Raw genomic sequence first — 18,306 nt, forward strand, 5'->3', positions numbered from 1 at the left:
AAACCTGCTATTGCAGCTTTATCGAATCGTTATTTGTAAAAAACAGACTAAATATAATATTATTTTTATATAAAAATTATTTACAACTTAAGTATTTGTAAACGACTTTTTGTTAATTAAATCAATTAGTGCCAACGCACCTTCTCGTATAATAAATGCCAAAATAACCTCGCGTTCATCATTGGAAAGTTGGTTGTAAGCTTCCTGCCAGATAAACAAATTATCATTTCGTTTTACCTGATAGATTGGCGAAACCTCGTTTACAAATTGCCCCTCAAAAATATCGATAGGTAGCGAGCTAATATGGTATTCCAGTGCCTTTCCTTGAATACCTTTTCTTTTACGACACGTCCAGTTCTCACGCCTTGCCATGGCGTTAATACCTTGGGTTGTCATGGGAAGCCCTTGCAACCCAATCAACTCTTTCGCTGTTAGCCATTCCTTGTACATACTGACCCTCCTAGTCCCGATGACAATGTGTTTACAGTTGTTGAAAACTATCTATAGTTTCTTAAAACCCGTTAACTTGTTCATTTTATTAATAACAGGAAATAATAATATACAAACTATATATGTTATTTTCATTCTAATTTCTTTTAATAACAGACAATTAAATAATTTACTCGCTAATAATTTGAGTAATTTTATTGAGTAATGCAGATATATTACCGATACAAGTAACGAGTAGCAGTAAATACGCCATTCTCAATACTAACTCGAAATAGTTAGTTTTATTTTCAAAGTTTTATCTTAATTCACAGTTATTAACTCAGGTTTTCTATTTAATTTCACAAAAACCACGGTAGTTTCATAAAATAGAATTTTTAGAAAAAACCAGAAATTATTTTAGAAAATTTCTGTTATTTTATTTCCAATAACAGGACGATTGTATTGAATGTATCACAATATCCCGTTACTCGTACCACTAACTCTACATGATTCTGAATGAAAAAAGGACTAAAAAATGATTTTACGGAAGTCAGACTGGCACCCAGCCGACATCATCGCAGCATTACGTAAGCGTGGAACTACACTTGCAGCTATTTCGCGTGAAGCAGGACTGAGTTCTTCAACACTCGCGAATGCCCTTTCACGTCCTTGGCCTAAAGGTGAATGGATTATTGCCAACTTTTTAGGCATCCACCCATCTGAGATTTGGCCAAGCCGATATTACGACCCAATTACAGGTAATTTATTAGAAAGGAAAGTAAGAGAAAAAATACCAGAGGAAGATTAAAACCGAATGAAAATAGCTATAAGGCCGTGAATAATAACCCAATTTATTCACGGCTTTATCTTCTTATCATCACCCAATCGGGAAAAATATTATTTCATCCGCATAAAGCCGTCAGCTAAATCTTGCTTTAAGTCATCCAAGTTTTCTAAACCAATTTGGAGGCGTAATGTTGGTCCCCCCGGTTGCCACTGGGTTACAGTACGGTATTCTGCACAGTCAAACGGAATAATTAAGCTTTCAAAGCCACCCCATGAATATCCCATGCCAAAAATCGATAAGCCATCCAGCATATTGGCAATATCTGCTTGGGTGTATTTAGGATCTAATACGATGGAGAATAACCCAGATGATCCTGTGAAATCCCTTTTCCATATTTCATGCCCCGGACAGTCAGTAAATGCGGGGTGTAAGATACGGATCACTTCAGGGCGTTCTTTCAACCAGTGAGCAATATTGAGTGCCCTTTCTTGAGCTTCTTTTAAACGGATCGGTAACGTTCTCAGTCCGCGCAAAGCAAGAAAGCAGTCTTCTGCTCCCGGTAGCATCGCCATGTAATCATAAGTTTCACGTAATTTAGGCCACCACGCTTGGTTGGCAGAGACAATCCCCATCAGTAAATCAGAGTGACCACCTAAATATTTTGTGCCTGCTTCTAACGAGATATCACAGCCCATCTTATGTGCTTTAAAGAACAAAGGTGTTGCCCATGTATTATCGATGATAGTGGCAATATTATGCCGTTTCGCAACATCAACAATTGCAGGAACATCTTGGATCTCAAAACTTTGAGAGCCTGGGGATTCTAAAAAAATAGTACTGGTATTTGGTTGGAGAAGCTTTTCAATCTCTGCACCAATCATAGGGTCATAATAGGTTGTCTTAATTCCCATTTTGTCCAATAAACCATGACAGAATTTACGAGTTGGCCGATAAACGCTATCTGGCATCAGCAAGTGATCACCCGTTTTCAATGTCGTCAGTAAGGCTAATACAATTGCCCCTAACCCTGATGGCGAAAGCACGGTGCCTTCTGCCCCTGCAAGTGCAGACCAAGCTTGCTCTAATTGCTTTATGGTCGGCGTTCCCGCAGTACCATAGTTAAATTCGGCTCTATCGTTGATTAAGTCATCAACTGTTGGGAATACCACTGTTGAACCACGATAAACTGGCGCGTTCACAAACCCTGCTTGCTTTGCAGGATCTCTCCCAAGCTGGGTGACTTGTGTATCAACATGAAATTCAGAAACGGCTTTTTTCTTCATGAGATCCTCTCATCAACATCATTATTTATTCGAAAAATTTAAAGAATGGGGATAGGCACAGCAACACACCAAAGAAAATGATGAACCACACTGTTGGGCCTTTAAATTTGTGTAGTGCAGGCACTTTGTAAACCAGATAACAAGGGATCAGGCAAGAGACGATACCAAACAATGGACCACCTAGCTGCATAAAGAACAGGATCGAGAACCGTGTTGAAACCCAGAACCACAGCGCAATGATCACACCTAAACATACCCCATAGTGCAATGCTGTCTGGTTAATCCGCTCTTCTGGAATAAAACGGCTGATAATATTCACCACAATGCCTTTTATCGCCTCTTGGAAGCCTAAATAGATCCCTAAGAATGCCGTTAAGATAGCAAAAATATTGAGTAACGCAGTCATCACTTTCACAACCGAGCCCGGTATTACTTGAGCAGCAATTGCTAATGCAGAAATATTTTGCTCAAAGGCAGATACCGCTTGTTCATGGCTAATTGAGAAAGTAAAAGAAAATGCAAAAAACAATACCGCTACAGCTAAAATAATATAAGCAACACGGTTAGCCCGTATCGCACGGTACGTAGCGATACGTTTATCACTTTCTACCTTACGATACGCAATATTCATTGGGCTTAAGATCTGCACAAATAAAATGGAGAACAAAGTAAATGGCAATGTTAAGAAAACATCTCGCATAAAGGGCAGAAAATCAGGGAAAGCCGTGATATTGCCAAAGTTCCAATACGGCACCATAACAACACCAAGTAACACAATAATGCCAAATTTCACGATAACCATTGGGCCTGATACTTTAAATAGTAACCGCTCCCCTTGGGCTGCTATCGCCACTAATACGGAAATAATAATCAACCCGTACCAGACAGAATCCGATAATAAGCCTTCAGTTAACCCAAATGTTTTAATGTAAGAAGCACTGTCAAAAGTGACCGCCAGTGAGTAAGAAAACATACCGTGCAATAACATTAAGAAATACGCGATCCCTAAGGCTATCCCCCAGTTTTTGCCTAAGTATTGTGTAATAACACTGGCATAGTCATTGCACTCTTCAGACTCTGATAAGGTTCTCAGATACAAATTTTGTAACCAATAAATTGCTGGATAAGAAAGCAGGGTTGCAGCAATAAAGACCCAAATCCCTTTAATACCAATTTGCACAGGCATAAATACAATCCCTGAGCCAATTGCCATCCCGATACATAAAATAACCCACCCCACATCATATTTTGTAAAAGGGATCTTTTTGGTATCAATCGGATGGTCTGCACTTGCCTGAATACTATTAGACATAGTCTATTCCTCAACGTTATAGATTTAATTATTCAAAAAGTTAGGAACAACATTATTTTGTCGGCGCTAGTTTTTAGTTATCACCGTTTTTTAATACTGGTGTGGCACGAGTAAACTGAGATAAATTCACAATTATAGTATGCTGGAATAAATGGGTTTAATAGGGCAGGACAATGCTAATAAATAAAAACACTTTTGCGTTTAAAGCAAAAATTGACAGCTACGCGATTTTTCGACACTTGGAGTTATTTATCAAAATCGTCGAATGCAATAGTTTTAGTCTGGCCGCAAAGAAGCTCAATGTAACGCCATCATCTGTTAGCCGAGGGTTACAACAACTAGAAGACCAACTGGGCGTTGTATTACTAAAGCGGACAACTCGAAATTTTATTTTGACGGATGCTGGGCGCTATTTATTGCAACGATCGCAAAATTTATTAGCCGATCTCGATGATTCACTGATCAATACCGCCAGTTTTTATCAGCATGCTCAAGGGCAATTAAAAATCACCTGTTCTATTGCATTTGGAGTCTGCCATTTAATGCAAATCTACAGTGAATACCGTGAAACAAATCCCAAGGTAAGTTTATCCGTTGATCTCAATGATGAGCTCATTAATTTAAATGAAGTGGATTTTGATATTGCATTACGTATTACTAGCCACCCACCTGAGAATTTCGCATTACGAAAAATTTGTAATATTAATTGGGTATATTGTGGCAGCCGAACGTATTTCGAGCGTTATGGTATTCCCCAATCTCCCGCCGATATTGCATCACATAATTGCTTAATTAACCCGAATATTCCTGACACGTGGCGAATGACAGATAAAGATGGCAGCGCCTATCCTTTAGAAATCAATAATATGATTGAAGTAAATAGTAGCTTAGGTCTATTAGAAGCAGCGCGCTGCCACCAAGGTATAGTTTGCTTACCAACTTATATGTTAGGAAATTATATTGAAAATGGAGAGTTGATCCCTGTCTTGCTAGATTACGACCCAAAATCAACACCTTTTGCGCTGTATGCTTTATATCATCCAACTCATACGCACTCACCAAAGATCAGAACGTTTATTGATTTTTTAGTCGAAAAAATACCGTCAGATCCCCATTGGGATCACTGGATGCGGCAACATGCATCGTAATAGGACAGAAAACAAAAAGGTTGAGTTCTTTTAAAAACTCAACCTTGAGGTTGTTGACAAAGCGGGAAAAAGCGTGGTTTTTCCCACTTTGTGTTATCAGGCGAAAATCAATATATTGATTTTCCTTGTTTATTTTCAAAATCTATCCAACCTGCCGCCAAACATGTTATGTTTGTCAGCAGTCTGAAGGTTGAGTTCTTTTAAAAACTCAACCTTCTTTTTCAGGGACATTTAATGGTCATTAGCCATTAATGAATTTTTCACCTAATTCGATATCCTTTTTCAGGACATCTAACATATCTTTCAGCGCTTTTTCTTCAAATGCGCTTAATTTACCGATTGGCAGGTGTTTTTCGATACCGTTTTTACCTAAAACAACAGGTTGTGCGAAGAAACGTGCATGTTCACCTTCACCTTCAGTGTAAACACATTCAACAATGTTGCTTTCACCTTGTAGACCACGAATAAGGGATAAACCTAAACGTGCCGCAGCTTGGCCCATAGACAGTGTCGCTGATCCGCCACCTGCTTTAGCTTCAACCACTTCAGTACCTGCGTTTTGAATACGCTTAGTCAGTGCGACGATTTCTTCATCAGTGAAGGTAACACCTGGGATTTGAGACAGTAATGGGAGGATTGTCACACCTGAGTGACCACCGATAACGGGGACTTCGATATCATTGACATTTTTACCTTTTAATTCAGCAACAAAGGTATTAGAACGGATGATATCTAATGTGGTCACACCGAATAAACGGTTTTTGTCGTATACGCCTGCTTTTTTCAGAACTTCGGCAGCGATTGCAACTGTGGTGTTCACTGGGTTAGTGATGATACCAATTAATGCTTTCGGGCAAGTTTCTGCGATTTGTTGAACGAGGTTACGAACAATACCCGCGTTGATGTTAAACAGGTCAGAACGATCCATACCTGGTTTACGTGCAACACCGGCAGATATAAGAACAATGTCCGCACCTTTCAGTGCAGGTTTCGCATCTTCACCAGCAAAACCGGCCACTTTAACATCCGTTGGGATGTGGCTTAAGTCAGCAGCAACACCTGGAGTGACGGGTGCGATGTCGTAGAGGGAGAGTTCTGAACCCGCTGGAAGCTGGTTTTTGAGAAGAAGGGCGAGAGCCTGACCGATACCACCTGCTGCACCTAGGACTGCAACTTTCATTCTGAAACTCCTTAATTTGTACTTTAAAAAGATATCACTTTATTTGTTTATACACTCAACACATTACGTATAAAAAACAATTTGTTAACAGATAGAGAGAGAGTTTAACGCTAGAGAATTCGTTGACTAATTCTTTCTATTCTAAACAAATTCCTTATCTGTTAATGAGATAACGGGCACTTTTTTAACAAATAGTTTTTCTCACTATTGCTTTTCGCACAATAAGTTGTTTTTACTGCTCATTATTCAAGCAAAAACCAGTTTATTAACAATGATTTTACAACATTCATTGAGTAAATTTATTGATATCTTATGCTAATTTTCTTACTCACTCTTTAAGATTAATTACCCATAACCACTATAAACGGGATAACATAAAAGCCAAATAGCACCATTATCATTGATTATTAAATCATCATAACGCAATTTTGTTGCATAAAAATGCACTTTTACGGATAATACAACTTAGTTTAATGCCGATGAATGGGTTAATTATGCGCACTCCGTCTAAACAAGAAGACTTAGTTAAGGCTTTTAAAGCCCTACTCAAAGAAGAAAAATTTAGCTCTCAGGCTGAAATTGTCACGGCTTTGCAGGAAGAAGGCTACGAAAACATTAATCAATCTAAAATTTCCAGAATGCTCACCAAGTTTGGTGCCGTTCGTACTCGCAATGCGAAAATGGAAATGGTGTATTGCCTCCCCGCTGAACCCGGTGTGCCAACCGCCACCAGCCCATTGAAAAATCTCGTTTTAGATATTGATTACAACCCTTCGGTTGTCGTGATAAGAACTAGCCCTGGTGCTGCTCAGTTAATTGCTCGCTTACTGGACTCATTAGGTAAAGCAGAAGGCATTTTAGGCAGTATCGCAGGAGATGATACGATTTTCTCTACCCCTGCAAATAACTTCACGACGAAAGAACTATACGAAGCCATTTTAGCGCTGTTTGAGCAAGAGCTCTAGTTAATAACATCAACCATTGATGTCAAATTCAGGGGGAAAAGCATCGGTTTTCCCCCTTTTTATTGACGCCATAATTAAGGACTTTATCGTGCTATTCGAGATTTTTCGCAACATTGTGCATTATAGCTTTCATTTTTTAATGCCAATTTTGTTCGCCTATCTGTTTTGGCGAGAAAAATGGAAGTTAGCCGCTTTGATTATGATTGCAACGATGGCTATCGATTTAGATCACTTGTTGGCAGATCCTATTTTCGATCCGGATCGCTGTGGTATTGGTTTCCATCCTCTTCACTCCCTTTGGGCCGCTATAGCCTATGTTATCCTACTGTTTATGCCATCGTGGAAGCTGAAAGCCATCGCGGTTGGGTGTTTGTTCCATCTTTTTACCGATTCGTTAGACTGCTATATGGGCAGCTTAAAGAAAGAAATGGATAACCCCGTGACATTAAGCTGGGTGATAGACCAACCGTCTTCTAGGGGGGAGTGTATCTTTGATGGTCAATTTTTATTCGAATTAACGCCATTTTAGGCAAGGCAAGAAGTTCGCCGCCTTGTGAACTCGGCAAGCGTCTCTCAACGCAGCATTAAATGAGTGAAATAAGCATAATCGTTGATTAACATATCCATTCATTTTTTTGGTTATTTTTTGACATTTTTAGCGGTAAAAACAGCAGGAAAGATAAATACTCTCAGCAATAAAAAACCCAGCAACCTTAAGGATCACTGGGATTTATTGAGCCCATCACTAACAGGCTTAATTATTCATCCAGTTCAATTTCCGCTTTGGCTTTTAAGCCTGCGAGTAATTTCCCATGGATACCGCCAAAGCCACCATTGCTCATGACTAGGATATGGTCGCCGGGTTGTGCGGTTTCAATGACCATATTGGTCAGTGCATCAACATCGGCACTCCAACGGGCGGGTTGTACGCATTTTTCAGCGATATCCGTGACCATCCAAGGAATGTTGGCCGGTTGGAATAAAAAGACTTCATCGGCACGACCTAAAGCTGGGGCGATATCGTTTTTATTCACTCCCATTTTCATGGTATTTGAGCGAGGCTCTAACACCGCAATAATACGGGAAGTTCCACCGACCTTGCTGCGTAACGCTTCGAGTGTGGCTAAAATCGCGGTTGGATGATGAGCAAAGTCATCATAGACGCTCACCCCATTTTCCACGCCACGCAGTTCAAGGCGACGGCGCGCATTGATAAATTTATCCAAAGCAAGACAGGCTTCTTTAGCTGGCACCCCTACATGGTGAGCCGCAGCAATGGCCATTAAGCCATTTTGGATATTATGGTTTCCGACTTGTTGCCAAGCGACTTCGCCCACTTTTTCTTGTTGATAATAGACTTCAAAGTGACTGCCATCATGGTTTAATTTTACAGCTTGCCATTCACCATGTTCTCCTCCCACCAGTTGTTGCTCACTCCAACAGCCCATACCAATCACTTGTTTTAAATGATTGTCATTATCTGGGGTAAAGATTTTACCACTCGCCGGCACAATACGAACAAGATGGTGAAATTGTTTTTGAATCGCTTCGAGATTTTCGAAAATATCCGCATGGTCGAACTCAAGGTTGTTCAAGACCAATGTTTTAGGACTGTAATGTACGAATTTTGAACGTTTATCAAAGAAGGCACAATCGTATTCATCTGCTTCAATGACAAAAAATGGGCTTTCACCAATTTTGGCCGACACATCAAAGTTGCCCGGTACACCACCAATTAAGAAGCCCGGCTTGTAGCCGCAATCTTCTAGGATCCACGCTAGCATTCCTGCTGTTGTGGTCTTACCGTGCGTTCCCGCCACAGCAAGTACCCAACGCTCAGGTAACACATGGTCATGTAACCACTGAGGCCCTGAAGTATAAGGTAAACCTCTGTCTAACACCGCTTCAACACACGGGTTACCACGTGTCATGGCATTGCCAATCACCACCATATCCGGAATGGGGTCGAGCTGCGCCGGATCATAACCTTGAATAAGCTCAATGCCTTGATTTTCAAGCAATGTACTCATTGGCGGGTAAACGTTCGCATCAGAGCCCGTCACTTTATGGCCTAAAGATCGCGCCAATATCGCTAAGCTCCCCATAAAGGTACCGCATATACCTAAAATATGTATGTGCATTCTTTTTCATCCAATTAGCATGAGGTTCGTCACTATTCTACCCATCAATAGCAGGTTTATAAATGCATTAACCTATTAATCTTTTTTTTATTTAGTTAAACTCTCCCCCGCGCGGGTATAATCGGCCCGCAAAACCTTTGTTAATTTTATTCAGGACCTTCGTCATGAAAACATTAGGCGAATTCATCGTCGAAAAGCAACAAGATTTTCCTCATGCAACAGGTGAGCTGACGTCATTACTGTCAGCGATTAAACTGGGCGCTAAAATTATCCACCGTGATATTAATAAAGCTGGACTCGTCGATATTCTTGGCACTAATGGTGTTTCGAATATTCAAGGTGAAGTCCAGATGAAGCTCGATCTGTACGCAAACGAAAAACTGAAAGCGGCTCTAAAAGCACGCGGAGAAGTCGCCGGTATCGCCTCTGAAGAAGAAGACGAAATTGTCATTTTCGAAGGAGACCGTGCAGAAAACGCCAAATATGTCGTATTAATGGATCCACTAGATGGTTCTTCGAATATCGATGTAAACGTTTCCGTTGGGACAATTTTCTCAATTTACCATCGTATTACCCCAATTGGCCAACCGGTAACGGAAGCTGACTTTCTGCAACCAGGCAACCGCCAAGTTGCTGCGGGTTATGTTGTTTATGGTTCATCAACCATGTTGGTTTATACCACCGGTGTTGGTGTACATGCCTTTACTTACGACCCATCATTAGGCGTATTTTGCTTATCCCATGAGAAAGTTATGTTCCCATCGGAAGGCAAAATGTACTCCATTAACGAAGGGAACTACATTAAGTTTCCTATGGGCGTTAAAAAGTACATTAAATACTGCCAAGAAGAAGATAAAGCAACCAACCGCCCTTATACCACACGCTATATTGGCTCATTAGTGGCGGACTTCCACCGTAATTTGCTCAAAGGGGGGATCTACATCTACCCAAGTACTGCAAGTCACCCAAATGGAAAGCTGCGCTTACTGTACGAATGCAATCCAATTGCGTTCTTAGCTGAACAAGCTGGGGGAAAAGCGAGCGATGGTGCGAACCGTATTTTAGACATCATTCCAAGTGAATTACACCAACGTGTTCCATTCTTCGTCGGAACAGAGTCCATGGTGGAAAAAGCAGAATCATTTATGCGTGAATTTCCAGACGCTGAATAATTCAAGTTCACTGATGTACAGGCGAGTTTTCCCGCCTCAACCTGCTGACAAACCGAATCGGTTTGGTAGCAGGTTGGCGAAGTTTTGAAACTAAACTGGGAAAATCAATTTATTGATTTTCGCCTGATAACACAAAGCAGGGAAAATCACGTTTTTACCCTGCTTTGTCAACAAGCTTAGGCGGGTTTTCCGCCTTTTTTGTCCCTTTTTTTCGCCAACTAGTGAGTTTTATCCCTTTTTGCGGCTATAATGTCCCCCACGCTATCTACCCGAAAATGTTAGTGACATAATAATCGGTAACTAACATTATTGAATCAATATGTTAATAGTCAGCGGGTAAATTCATTATTCACACAAAGGATGCATTTAAATGGGCCTGAACAATGTACCGGCAGGTAAAGATCTGCCAGAAGATATCTACGTTATCATCGAAATTCCAGCTAACGCAGATCCTATCAAATATGAAGTTGATAAAGAGTCTGGCGCGCTGTTTGTAGACCGTTTCATGTCAACAGCGATGTTCTATCCGTGCAACTACGGTTACATCAACAACACACTGTCTTTAGATGGTGACCCCGTTGACGTGTTAGTCCCAACACCATATCCATTACAACCTGGTTCAGTCATTCGTTGTCGCCCAGTTGGCGTCCTGAAAATGACCGACGAATCAGGGGAAGATGCAAAATTAGTGGCCGTTCCACACACTAAACTGAGTAAAGAATACGACCATATTAAAGATGTGAACGATCTCCCTGAGTTACTGAAAGCACAAATCACTCACTTCTTTGAACATTACAAAGACTTAGAAAAAGGTAAGTGGGTTAAAGTTGACGGTTGGGATAACGCAGAAGCCGCTAAAGCAGAAATTATTGCTTCTTTTGAGCGCGCTGCAAAAAAATAATTTTCCCTCACGGAAAATGAACATCGTTGAAGCTCTGGCTAACCCCAGAGCTTTTTTTATGCCTTTAAAATAAAAACGCCGGTGATATTACCGGCGTCAGACTGCTGACAAACATAACCTGTTTGTCAGCAGGATGGAGCGGTTTTGAAAATAGACTGGGAAAATCAATATATTGATTTTCGCCTGATAACACAAAGTCGGAAAAACCACGCTTTTCACCTACTTTGTCAACAACCTCACGCTGGCGATATCGCCAGCGTCCTACACATAATCCACACGGCACACTATCGTGGGATTATTTTTCTTCATCACGTTTGAGCCAGTCGCCACTTTTAATTTGGCGCAGACCATCAACCGAATGCTTATATATATAAATCCAAGCGTTGCCATATGGCGTCGGAATTAATTCCCTCACATAGTCTTGAGAATTTTTCTTTAGCTCATCTAGCTCAGTCAAAATCGATGGATTGATGCGATATACCTCACATTCAATTGAGCCATCGCCTTTCACCACCGCTGGATAAAATCCAAGATCATACAGTTCATAGCCTTCTAGCTTATGCTCGCCTAGCAATTGGGCATAAGTCATCCAGTGATGATTTCCTTGCTTTTGTCTTAAGCTGCCATAAACAATTACACGCATAATCTAAAACTCAAATTGGTAAAGGAGATCCAAGGCCTGATTCACACCAGACACAGCTTCTAAATACAGTTTTGGCATCAACCGATAACGTAAAGTTAACGTTGCCAATGAGTCAAAGATACCAACTCCATACTTCACTTGTAAATCATTAGTGATTTTACCGCTTACTACAACTTGCGAACCATCCCCGACACCTTGGGTATCAACGGCTAAATCGGAAACACCAAATGTCTCACCAATTTTACCCACCAATTGCCCACTTTGTGCAACACCGAGACCTATCAGCATTGAAGTCATCTGAGCGCCATTTGCATCACCGCTATCTAAGCCCTCTCCCCTGAGTAGATAAGAAAGTGCTTCTTGTTGTGTTTTAGCAGGCTCAGAGAATATCTCGACTTTGGGTTTATCGGCAAGCCCTGTCACCTTCACACCCGCGATCACGCTATCTGCGGTGTTGTCTGGGTTACGGATTGCCTCTAGATTTAAGAATGGTTGGTCAGCAGGGCCTGAGAACTGAATTTGCCCTTTACGCACAATCAGATCCTGACCATAGGCACGGAAACGACCATCAGGAATATCCACCTGACCATTAATATGCAGGCCATGCATATTTTGAACCACTTTCAGCAGCCCTGTAAGGCGAGCTTTTAACCCAAAGGCATCTAACCGCACATCATTACCAATTTTAATATCTAAATTGGTTTGAATCGGAATTGAGGGCGCTTTTTCCTCAATTGGCTTCAAGTTGCTATCTAACATGACCACATCAGAAGATGCGCTCACCGCAGACTCTGGAAGCTCTTGAACTGTAATTCTTGCCCAAGGGATAGTCACTGAGCCAGTGAGTGTTAGGAGCGACGGTGAAGCATCAAACACGATATCAGGCTGTACATCAATTTTAATCATCGGTGGCATCGCAACGCGTAAATTATTTCCACGCGCCATCACTTTCGCCCGCCATGCATTAATATTGCGCCAGTCGGCATCACCATCAATATTCAAATATCCTTCAGGGGTATTGATCTGCCCATTCATTACTGAACTGGTGCCATTGAAATTAATGCCTAAATGACCGCTTTTAATATCAAACGGGATCATCGCGGATTTAACTTCTAAACTGGAAAGAGATAAATTTCCATTTAACAGGGGGTTATTTGCAGAACCACCTAAACGTAAATTCGCATTTAAACGACCATTCGCCACTTCTTTTTCACCAAGTAATGGCTTGATTAAATCTAAGGTAATGGAATTAATTTCAACATTGCCCGATAGCAAGCGACGTTTTTCAATATCCGTAACTTGCAGGTTACCGCGCATTTGCCCATTATTGGCGAGACCAAATAACCAATTAAGGTTTGCTTTCCCGTTTTTCAAAGCGGCACTGAGTGTTAGCGTATCAAATGCAATTGGTAAACGCGTTCCTTCAACAAACTGAGTGGCTTTAACGTCATTTCCACGCAGATCGACCTGTACTTGTGACATGCTACCATCTGCCTTCCAGATAGCATTCGCCTTACCGCTAAATACACCGCTAACACGGGTATCTTTTGGCATAAACGGTTTGATCATCGCTAAATCGAAACGTTCTAGCACTATGTCGGCACTGCCACTTTTGCCTGCTTTAATCGGCTTTGGTACACACAACCGTGCGTTGGGATTAACCCAACAATGGCTACCAATAGTCACTTCTTGCGTTTGGTTAGCATAATTGAGTGACATGGCTTGATTTAAGCGCCATTCGCCCACGACTGTATCAAATAGCGTATTCGATAATGCCCCTTTCCACACCTCAGTTTGGCGGTCAAACCCACCAGCTAACGCCAACTGCCCTGAAACGGGTTCCCCCTTCATATTCAGTTTTAAAGTATGTTGTTTTTCACTGCCTTTGGCATCTAACGTCAGGTTGCTAACGACTAAATCACCCTGCCTAAGCTGACGTAAAACAACCGATAAATCCCCTTTGATTTGCTCCCCTGTTGCAACATTCCCTTTGATAGCAACATTTTCGATCGCGAGGTCATTTTGCCACTTGACGCCTCGTGCAGTGAGATCAACCAACGCTTCTGGCGTTTGCAAATTCCCGCGTAATTTCACATCACCAACAATCACACCGCCAAGCCCTGGCAGTAGCCCATTTAAAGCAGGGGCATTAATTTTAGCATCTAGATCCCATTTCTCCGCGAGAGCGCCCTTAACATCCACATTATTCTTACCTAATGCTAAATTGAATTGGGGTATATCCCACTGACCTGCGGCATTACCTTTTGCCTGCCCACGGGCTTTAAGTAAGTTATTTTTAACATTACCATCTAGCATGATTTCGGGGATTTCTAGCTGCCAGCTTCCACCATATAAGCTACCGCGAGTGGCAATCTTACCGTCCACTTTTGCTGGCCACTCTGGGTACTGTTTGGCGGTGTTAATCCCTGATAGGGTCAGCACCGCATTCCAACTAATCGCTTTGCTCCAATCGGCAACACCTGTGAGATACGCATTTCCTTGCAACGCAGCAAGGCGTAAACGCGTTAAATTAATTTGCGCTTCATTGCCTTTTGCATCAAGCATCAAGGTGGATGGCGGCAAGTCTTGCCCAGTGATTGCAGAACGTAACGATAGATCATAAGCCGATGGTCGACCATTTAAACGTAAGCGCGTGCCATCTAATTGATATTGTGCATCGCCGACTAACGGCCAGGCTAATTTATCGCTTTCTAGGGTTAATAAAATTGGTAAATCTGCTTGAGACAGGTCAGTTTCTGCATCTAACGTGGCATTAATTGGCCCTTGTAAATTGAGCGCCAATTTCAATTCATCAATCAACCCACCTTTGAGGGATAAATCGATTTTCTGACCATTCAAATCCTCTAAACGGCTTTCTCCAATAACAGACAAGGAAACTGGCCATTTGTCTTGCAGCGATGCGGTTCCAGATAACGAGATATCCCCTTGCGGTGCATCAATTTTAAGTTGCTTAATCAACACTTGCTGCCCTTGATTGGACAAACTGAGGTGCAATTGGTTGATTTTAAAGTCAGTACCACCAGTTAATTGGAAGTTCGAGGCATTGATCCCCTCAACGTTTAAATCGACAGGCAGAATGATTTCTGGCAATTGTGCTAATAATGGCTTTGAAAATAGCCCCTTAAGCTCATCCGCAAGGGATTTTTGCTCATCGATTGGCGTCGGGTCTGGCTGCTTTTCTTCAGTAGGCTGTGCTTGCGGGGTCTCAGGCAAGTTGATCGCCAAATCAATAATATCCGTCGGGATAAGAGTAATCCCCCTACCTTCCCATGTTGCACCAGTAGTGAATTTGGCTAAATCGATAGCCATGCCATCTACCATGACATGTGTTTCAACCAATGACAGCTGTTCTAAACGGATAGTTAAAGGTGCTTTTAGTTCTGTAAGCGGCTCAGAAGGCGGAGCCTCTTCCGATGGTGGAAGCTGTGAAGTATCAACGTTAACCGTTACATTTTCAGTGCCTAGCGTGTTAATACATAATTCACCGCGAGTTAAGCAGCCTAATTTAAGTGCCAAGTGTAGTTTCCCTGCATTAACATCCACACCGGGCATTTGATATTTAACACCGGTTAAGGTGAGGTCACGAATATCGCCGTCTATTCCTTCTATCGTTAATTCAGGAACAAAGCGCGTCACCGAATTTAAGGCAAAATGAAAACCCGATTTTGTGCCAATCACCCAACTAAGTGCTGCGATCACAAGAACTAGAATGAACAAAATGGAAAGACTCGTCCACTTTAGCCACTTCAACCACCTCATAATTCCGTCCCCAAACCAATATAAAATTGTATTTTGTTGTTATCTGGATCATTAATTGGCGTCGCAAGATCAAACTTAATGGGGCCTACGGGGGAAACCCAACGAATACCGACACCCGCACCTGTTTTGAAATCACTTTTCTTAATATCATCCACAGCTTCACCACTATCGATAAAGGTTGCCCCCCACCAATTTCCAGTAAAGTTATACTGGTATTCAACAGATCCAACGGCGAGTTTAGAAGCACCTGTTAACTTACCTTTGCTGTCTTCAGGGGAGATTTTTTGATAACCGTAACCACGCACACTGCCATCCCCCCCTGCGAAGAAACGCAAATCGGGTGGCACTTTGTCAAAATCATTGGTTTCAATCCAACCTAAGTTACCACGCACGATAAAACGGTGCCCTTCCCACGGTGTTCGGATCCATACGTTTTTAGCTTGTAAAACTGCAAAATCGATATCCGAACCCCATATTTTATTTGAGTAATCAATGGAATAACGCTGACTATCTCCCCATGTGGGCATCACGCCCCCCCGCTGACGAATGCGACTCACGTAAGCCCCCGGATATAACAGCATGGTCGTATTCGTCACATCCGCTTGGGTAAAGTTACTCAGCATCCAACGCATATTCACACCATATTGCCAACCCGATGAATAATCCCAGTTACGAGACACATTCAATGTCGTTGTATTGGCTTGTGTATCGTTTAAATCTGTACGCTTAAACCCACCCTGCACGGCGTAATATTGTTCAAGGGGGTTAGCTTTTAAGGGGATTTTATAACTTGCATCAATCAATTGCTCAGGCTGAGAAAGACTAATACTTGAGGTTAAACTCTGCCCACGTGAGTTTACCCATGGTTTATTCCATGTTGCTTTAACACGAGGACCAACATCTGTTGCATAGCCACCCCCTAACTCAATAAAGTTTTTCGCACGTGGCGTGACGACCGCTTCCATCGGCAACTCATAGGAATTAGCTTTTCGAGCACTGACAATACGTGGCGTAACAATGGCAGAAGAGAACCAGCCGGTTTCCGCTAATCGTCGGTTGAATTCTGCTAATTGTTCTGAGGTGTAGTATTCACCCTGTTTAAATGGAGCTAGGTTATTCAGATAATCTTCGCGAATTTGCGAACCTTGATAAGTGATGGCTCCAAATCGGTAGCGCTCACCACTATTGTAGTCAAAGTCCCAGTATGAGGCATGATGGTCAAGGGAGATGCCTAACTGGCTTTTTTCCATCACACCATCAAAATATCCCTTACGAATCGCTAAACTATTAAATCGGCCTTTAAAATCCTCATATTCACCATCATTTTGTACAATATCTAACTTCGGCGTGTATTGTTTCACCATCTTTTCAAAATCGGGGTCAGTCTTTGCTGCACCTTGTAATTCTACATTCACGCCTTTTAATAAAATGGGCTCTCCTGGGTTCACTTTGGCGGTCAAAACAGAACGAGCAGGGGGGGCCTTCTCTTCATAGCTAAACTCAACCGTCGGTTGGTAATAACCCAAAGGCTTTAAACCTTCCTGAATTGCTTTCTCAACACGCGCTCGAAAACGGCCGTTTGGCACCACTTCATCTTGGGATATATTAGAAAGCTGTACTCGAACGTTTTGATTAAGTTGTCCTTCAAGCCCTTCTACATTAAGGCGAAGATTAGCCGCATGCACAACAGGCACAGCCACAGTTAAGCAGAGAAAACAGATTTGAGGGTATTTCGACACGCCTGCTCCTAAGGTGGTAGAAAGGTTGACTAAAGGCTTCATATCAATTTATTTTGAGTAAAATTAGCGATAGACACAAGTTTTTATCTCTATTTTTAGATTATTTGTGTGGTCAGGACCAATAGGAACCATTATGCCTTTTAATAAATTTCACTCTGCAAATATTTCACAGCCTCTGCCTGGCAGAGACAGCACAATTCCTTGTTCACCATATCACGCTGTTAACCATCATTCGATTGAGATTATTCCTAAGAATATGGAAGTGGCTTATTTTGCAATGGGTTGTTTTTGGGGGGTTGAACGATTATTTTGGCAACAACCTGGGGTTTATACCACTTCAGCAGGCTATTGCGGTGGCATAACACCAAACCCAACTTATGAAGAAGTGTGCTCTGGGCGAACGGGTCACGCAGAAACCGTGCGTGTGGTTTTCGACCCAAAAGTTATCAGTTATGCTCATCTATTGAGACTATTTTGGGAAAATCACGACCCTGCCCAAGGTATGCGCCAAGGTGGCGATATTGGTAGCCAGTACCGTTCCGGGATTTATACTTTAACGGATGAACAAGACCAGCAAGGGATGAAAACCTTGCAAACCTATCAAGAAGCCATGAAAGCACAAAATGATCTTCGCCCTATCACCACAGAAATCACACCACTGGAAACCTTTTATTTTGCAGAAGATTACCACCAGCAATATCTTTATAAAAATCCCAATGGCTATTGCGGCCTAGGTGGTATCGGTGTGTGCATGCCACCCTCTTTAGATATTTAACGCAAACAGATCCACCTTTATTTATTTTTAGGCTAATGCTTTAACAACAAA

The 18,306-nt window shown here is 41.8% G+C and carries 15 protein-coding genes; 7 read left to right on the forward strand and 8 right to left on the reverse strand.

Going from position 1 to position 18,306, the window contains the following annotated elements; genetic code table 11:
- Nucleotides 1–87: 87 nt before the first annotated feature.
- Nucleotides 88–450, reverse strand: a complete 363-nt coding sequence (locus tag AB6N04_RS14690; protein WP_369309023.1) for a DNA-binding protein — start codon at nt 448–450, stop codon at nt 88–90.
- Between the two features lie 514 nt (nt 451–964).
- Between AB6N04_RS14690 and AB6N04_RS14695 the strand changes: the two genes are divergently transcribed.
- On the forward strand, nt 965–1,237 hold the full coding sequence (locus AB6N04_RS14695) for a helix-turn-helix domain-containing protein (RefSeq protein ID WP_369309024.1): 273 nt from the start codon (nt 965–967) through the stop codon (nt 1,235–1,237).
- A gap of 89 nt (nt 1,238–1,326) precedes the next feature.
- Here the strand turns inward: AB6N04_RS14695 and metC are convergent, their stop codons facing one another.
- Both metC and AB6N04_RS14705 read right to left on the reverse strand, forming a co-directional pair.
- Complete coding sequence (gene metC, locus AB6N04_RS14700; protein ID WP_369309025.1) at nt 1,327–2,499, reverse strand: cystathionine beta-lyase; 1,173 nt, start codon at nt 2,497–2,499, stop codon at nt 1,327–1,329.
- A 25-nt stretch (nt 2,500–2,524) separates the two neighbouring features.
- Entirely contained in the window at nt 2,525–3,811 is a 1,287-nt protein-coding gene (locus tag AB6N04_RS14705; RefSeq protein WP_369309026.1) for an amino acid permease, read from the reverse strand.
- Nucleotides 3,812–3,984: 173 nt separating this feature from the next.
- Between AB6N04_RS14705 and AB6N04_RS14710 the strand changes: the two genes are divergently transcribed.
- Nucleotides 3,985–4,959, forward strand: a complete 975-nt coding sequence (locus AB6N04_RS14710; protein ID WP_369309027.1) for a LysR family transcriptional regulator — start codon at nt 3,985–3,987, stop codon at nt 4,957–4,959.
- 241 nt (nt 4,960–5,200) lie between these two features.
- Here AB6N04_RS14710 and mdh read toward each other — a convergent pair whose 3' ends face one another.
- Complete coding sequence (gene mdh, locus AB6N04_RS14715; RefSeq protein WP_369309028.1) at nt 5,201–6,139, reverse strand: malate dehydrogenase; 939 nt, start codon at nt 6,137–6,139, stop codon at nt 5,201–5,203.
- A gap of 494 nt (nt 6,140–6,633) precedes the next feature.
- On the opposite strand from mdh, the gene argR reads away from it, so the two are divergent.
- Nucleotides 6,634–7,104: a transcriptional regulator ArgR gene (gene argR / locus AB6N04_RS14720; RefSeq protein WP_369309029.1), complete on the forward strand. Its 471-nt coding sequence runs from the start codon at nt 6,634–6,636 to the stop codon at nt 7,102–7,104.
- Between the two features lie 88 nt (nt 7,105–7,192).
- Nucleotides 7,193–7,633: a DUF6122 family protein gene (locus AB6N04_RS14725; RefSeq protein ID WP_369309030.1), complete on the forward strand. Its 441-nt coding sequence runs from the start codon at nt 7,193–7,195 to the stop codon at nt 7,631–7,633.
- A 229-nt stretch (nt 7,634–7,862) separates the two neighbouring features.
- Here the strand turns inward: AB6N04_RS14725 and mpl are convergent, their stop codons facing one another.
- Nucleotides 7,863–9,245, reverse strand: coding sequence for a UDP-N-acetylmuramate:L-alanyl-gamma-D-glutamyl-meso-diaminopimelate ligase (mpl, locus tag AB6N04_RS14730; RefSeq protein ID WP_369309031.1), 1,383 nt, complete (start codon nt 9,243–9,245; stop codon nt 7,863–7,865).
- A gap of 164 nt (nt 9,246–9,409) precedes the next feature.
- On the opposite strand from mpl, the gene fbp reads away from it, so the two are divergent.
- Together fbp and ppa are read left to right on the forward strand one after the other, a co-directional pair.
- The gene (gene fbp / locus AB6N04_RS14735; protein ID WP_369309032.1) at nt 9,410–10,417 is read left to right on the forward strand and encodes a class 1 fructose-bisphosphatase; all 1,008 of its coding nucleotides are present in this window, start codon (nt 9,410–9,412) and stop codon (nt 10,415–10,417) included.
- A gap of 370 nt (nt 10,418–10,787) precedes the next feature.
- A complete protein-coding gene (ppa, locus tag AB6N04_RS14740; RefSeq protein ID WP_369309033.1) occupies nt 10,788–11,318 on the forward strand; it encodes an inorganic diphosphatase in 531 nt (176 codons plus the stop codon).
- Between the two features lie 295 nt (nt 11,319–11,613).
- On the opposite strand, the gene AB6N04_RS14745 is transcribed toward ppa, so the two are convergent.
- The 3 genes from AB6N04_RS14745 to AB6N04_RS14755 are packed head-to-tail and all read right to left on the reverse strand — an operon-like array spanning nt 11,614 to nt 17,480.
- On the reverse strand, nt 11,614–11,961 hold the full coding sequence (locus AB6N04_RS14745) for a gamma-glutamylcyclotransferase (protein ID WP_369309034.1): 348 nt from the start codon (nt 11,959–11,961) through the stop codon (nt 11,614–11,616).
- A 3-nt stretch (nt 11,962–11,964) separates the two neighbouring features.
- Entirely contained in the window at nt 11,965–15,741 is a 3,777-nt protein-coding gene (locus tag AB6N04_RS14750; protein ID WP_369309035.1) for a translocation/assembly module TamB domain-containing protein, read from the reverse strand.
- Entirely contained in the window at nt 15,738–17,480 is a 1,743-nt protein-coding gene (locus AB6N04_RS14755) for an autotransporter assembly complex family protein (protein ID WP_369309036.1), read from the reverse strand. Before AB6N04_RS14755 ends, AB6N04_RS14750 begins: the two co-directional genes overlap by 4 nt.
- Before the next feature lie 133 nt (nt 17,481–17,613).
- Here AB6N04_RS14755 and msrA point away from each other — a divergent pair, with 133 nt between their 5' ends.
- On the forward strand, nt 17,614–18,255 hold the full coding sequence (gene msrA, locus AB6N04_RS14760; RefSeq protein WP_369309037.1) for a peptide-methionine (S)-S-oxide reductase MsrA: 642 nt from the start codon (nt 17,614–17,616) through the stop codon (nt 18,253–18,255).
- Nucleotides 18,256–18,306 lie beyond the last annotated feature (51 nt).

This window comes from Providencia rettgeri (genome assembly GCF_041075285.1).
Classification (GTDB): Bacteria; Pseudomonadota; Gammaproteobacteria; order Enterobacterales; family Enterobacteriaceae; genus Providencia; species Providencia rettgeri_G.

What these genes read in the sequence shown, in the direction of transcription:
- AB6N04_RS14690 (WP_369309023.1), bottom strand. Translation starts at nt 450, where the DNA reads ATGTACAAGGAATGGCTAACAGCGAAAGAGTTGATTGGGTTGCAAGGG.
- AB6N04_RS14695 (WP_369309024.1), top strand. Translation starts at nt 965, where the DNA reads ATGATTTTACGGAAGTCAGACTGGCACCCAGCCGACATCATCGCAGCA.
- metC (WP_369309025.1), bottom strand. Translation starts at nt 2,499, where the DNA reads ATGAAGAAAAAAGCCGTTTCTGAATTTCATGTTGATACACAAGTCACC.
- AB6N04_RS14705 (WP_369309026.1), bottom strand. Translation starts at nt 3,811, where the DNA reads ATGTCTAATAGTATTCAGGCAAGTGCAGACCATCCGATTGATACCAAA.
- AB6N04_RS14710 (WP_369309027.1), top strand. Translation starts at nt 3,985, where the DNA reads ATGCTAATAAATAAAAACACTTTTGCGTTTAAAGCAAAAATTGACAGC.
- mdh (WP_369309028.1), bottom strand. Translation starts at nt 6,139, where the DNA reads ATGAAAGTTGCAGTCCTAGGTGCAGCAGGTGGTATCGGTCAGGCTCTC.
- argR (WP_369309029.1), top strand. Translation starts at nt 6,634, where the DNA reads ATGCGCACTCCGTCTAAACAAGAAGACTTAGTTAAGGCTTTTAAAGCC.
- mpl (WP_369309031.1), bottom strand. Translation starts at nt 9,245, where the DNA reads ATGCACATACATATTTTAGGTATATGCGGTACCTTTATGGGGAGCTTA.
- fbp (WP_369309032.1), top strand. Translation starts at nt 9,410, where the DNA reads ATGAAAACATTAGGCGAATTCATCGTCGAAAAGCAACAAGATTTTCCT.
- ppa (WP_369309033.1), top strand. Translation starts at nt 10,788, where the DNA reads ATGGGCCTGAACAATGTACCGGCAGGTAAAGATCTGCCAGAAGATATC.
- AB6N04_RS14745 (WP_369309034.1), bottom strand. Translation starts at nt 11,961, where the DNA reads ATGCGTGTAATTGTTTATGGCAGCTTAAGACAAAAGCAAGGAAATCAT.
- AB6N04_RS14750 (WP_369309035.1), bottom strand. Translation starts at nt 15,741, where the DNA reads ATGAGGTGGTTGAAGTGGCTAAAGTGGACGAGTCTTTCCATTTTGTTC.
- msrA (WP_369309037.1), top strand. Translation starts at nt 17,614, where the DNA reads ATGCCTTTTAATAAATTTCACTCTGCAAATATTTCACAGCCTCTGCCT.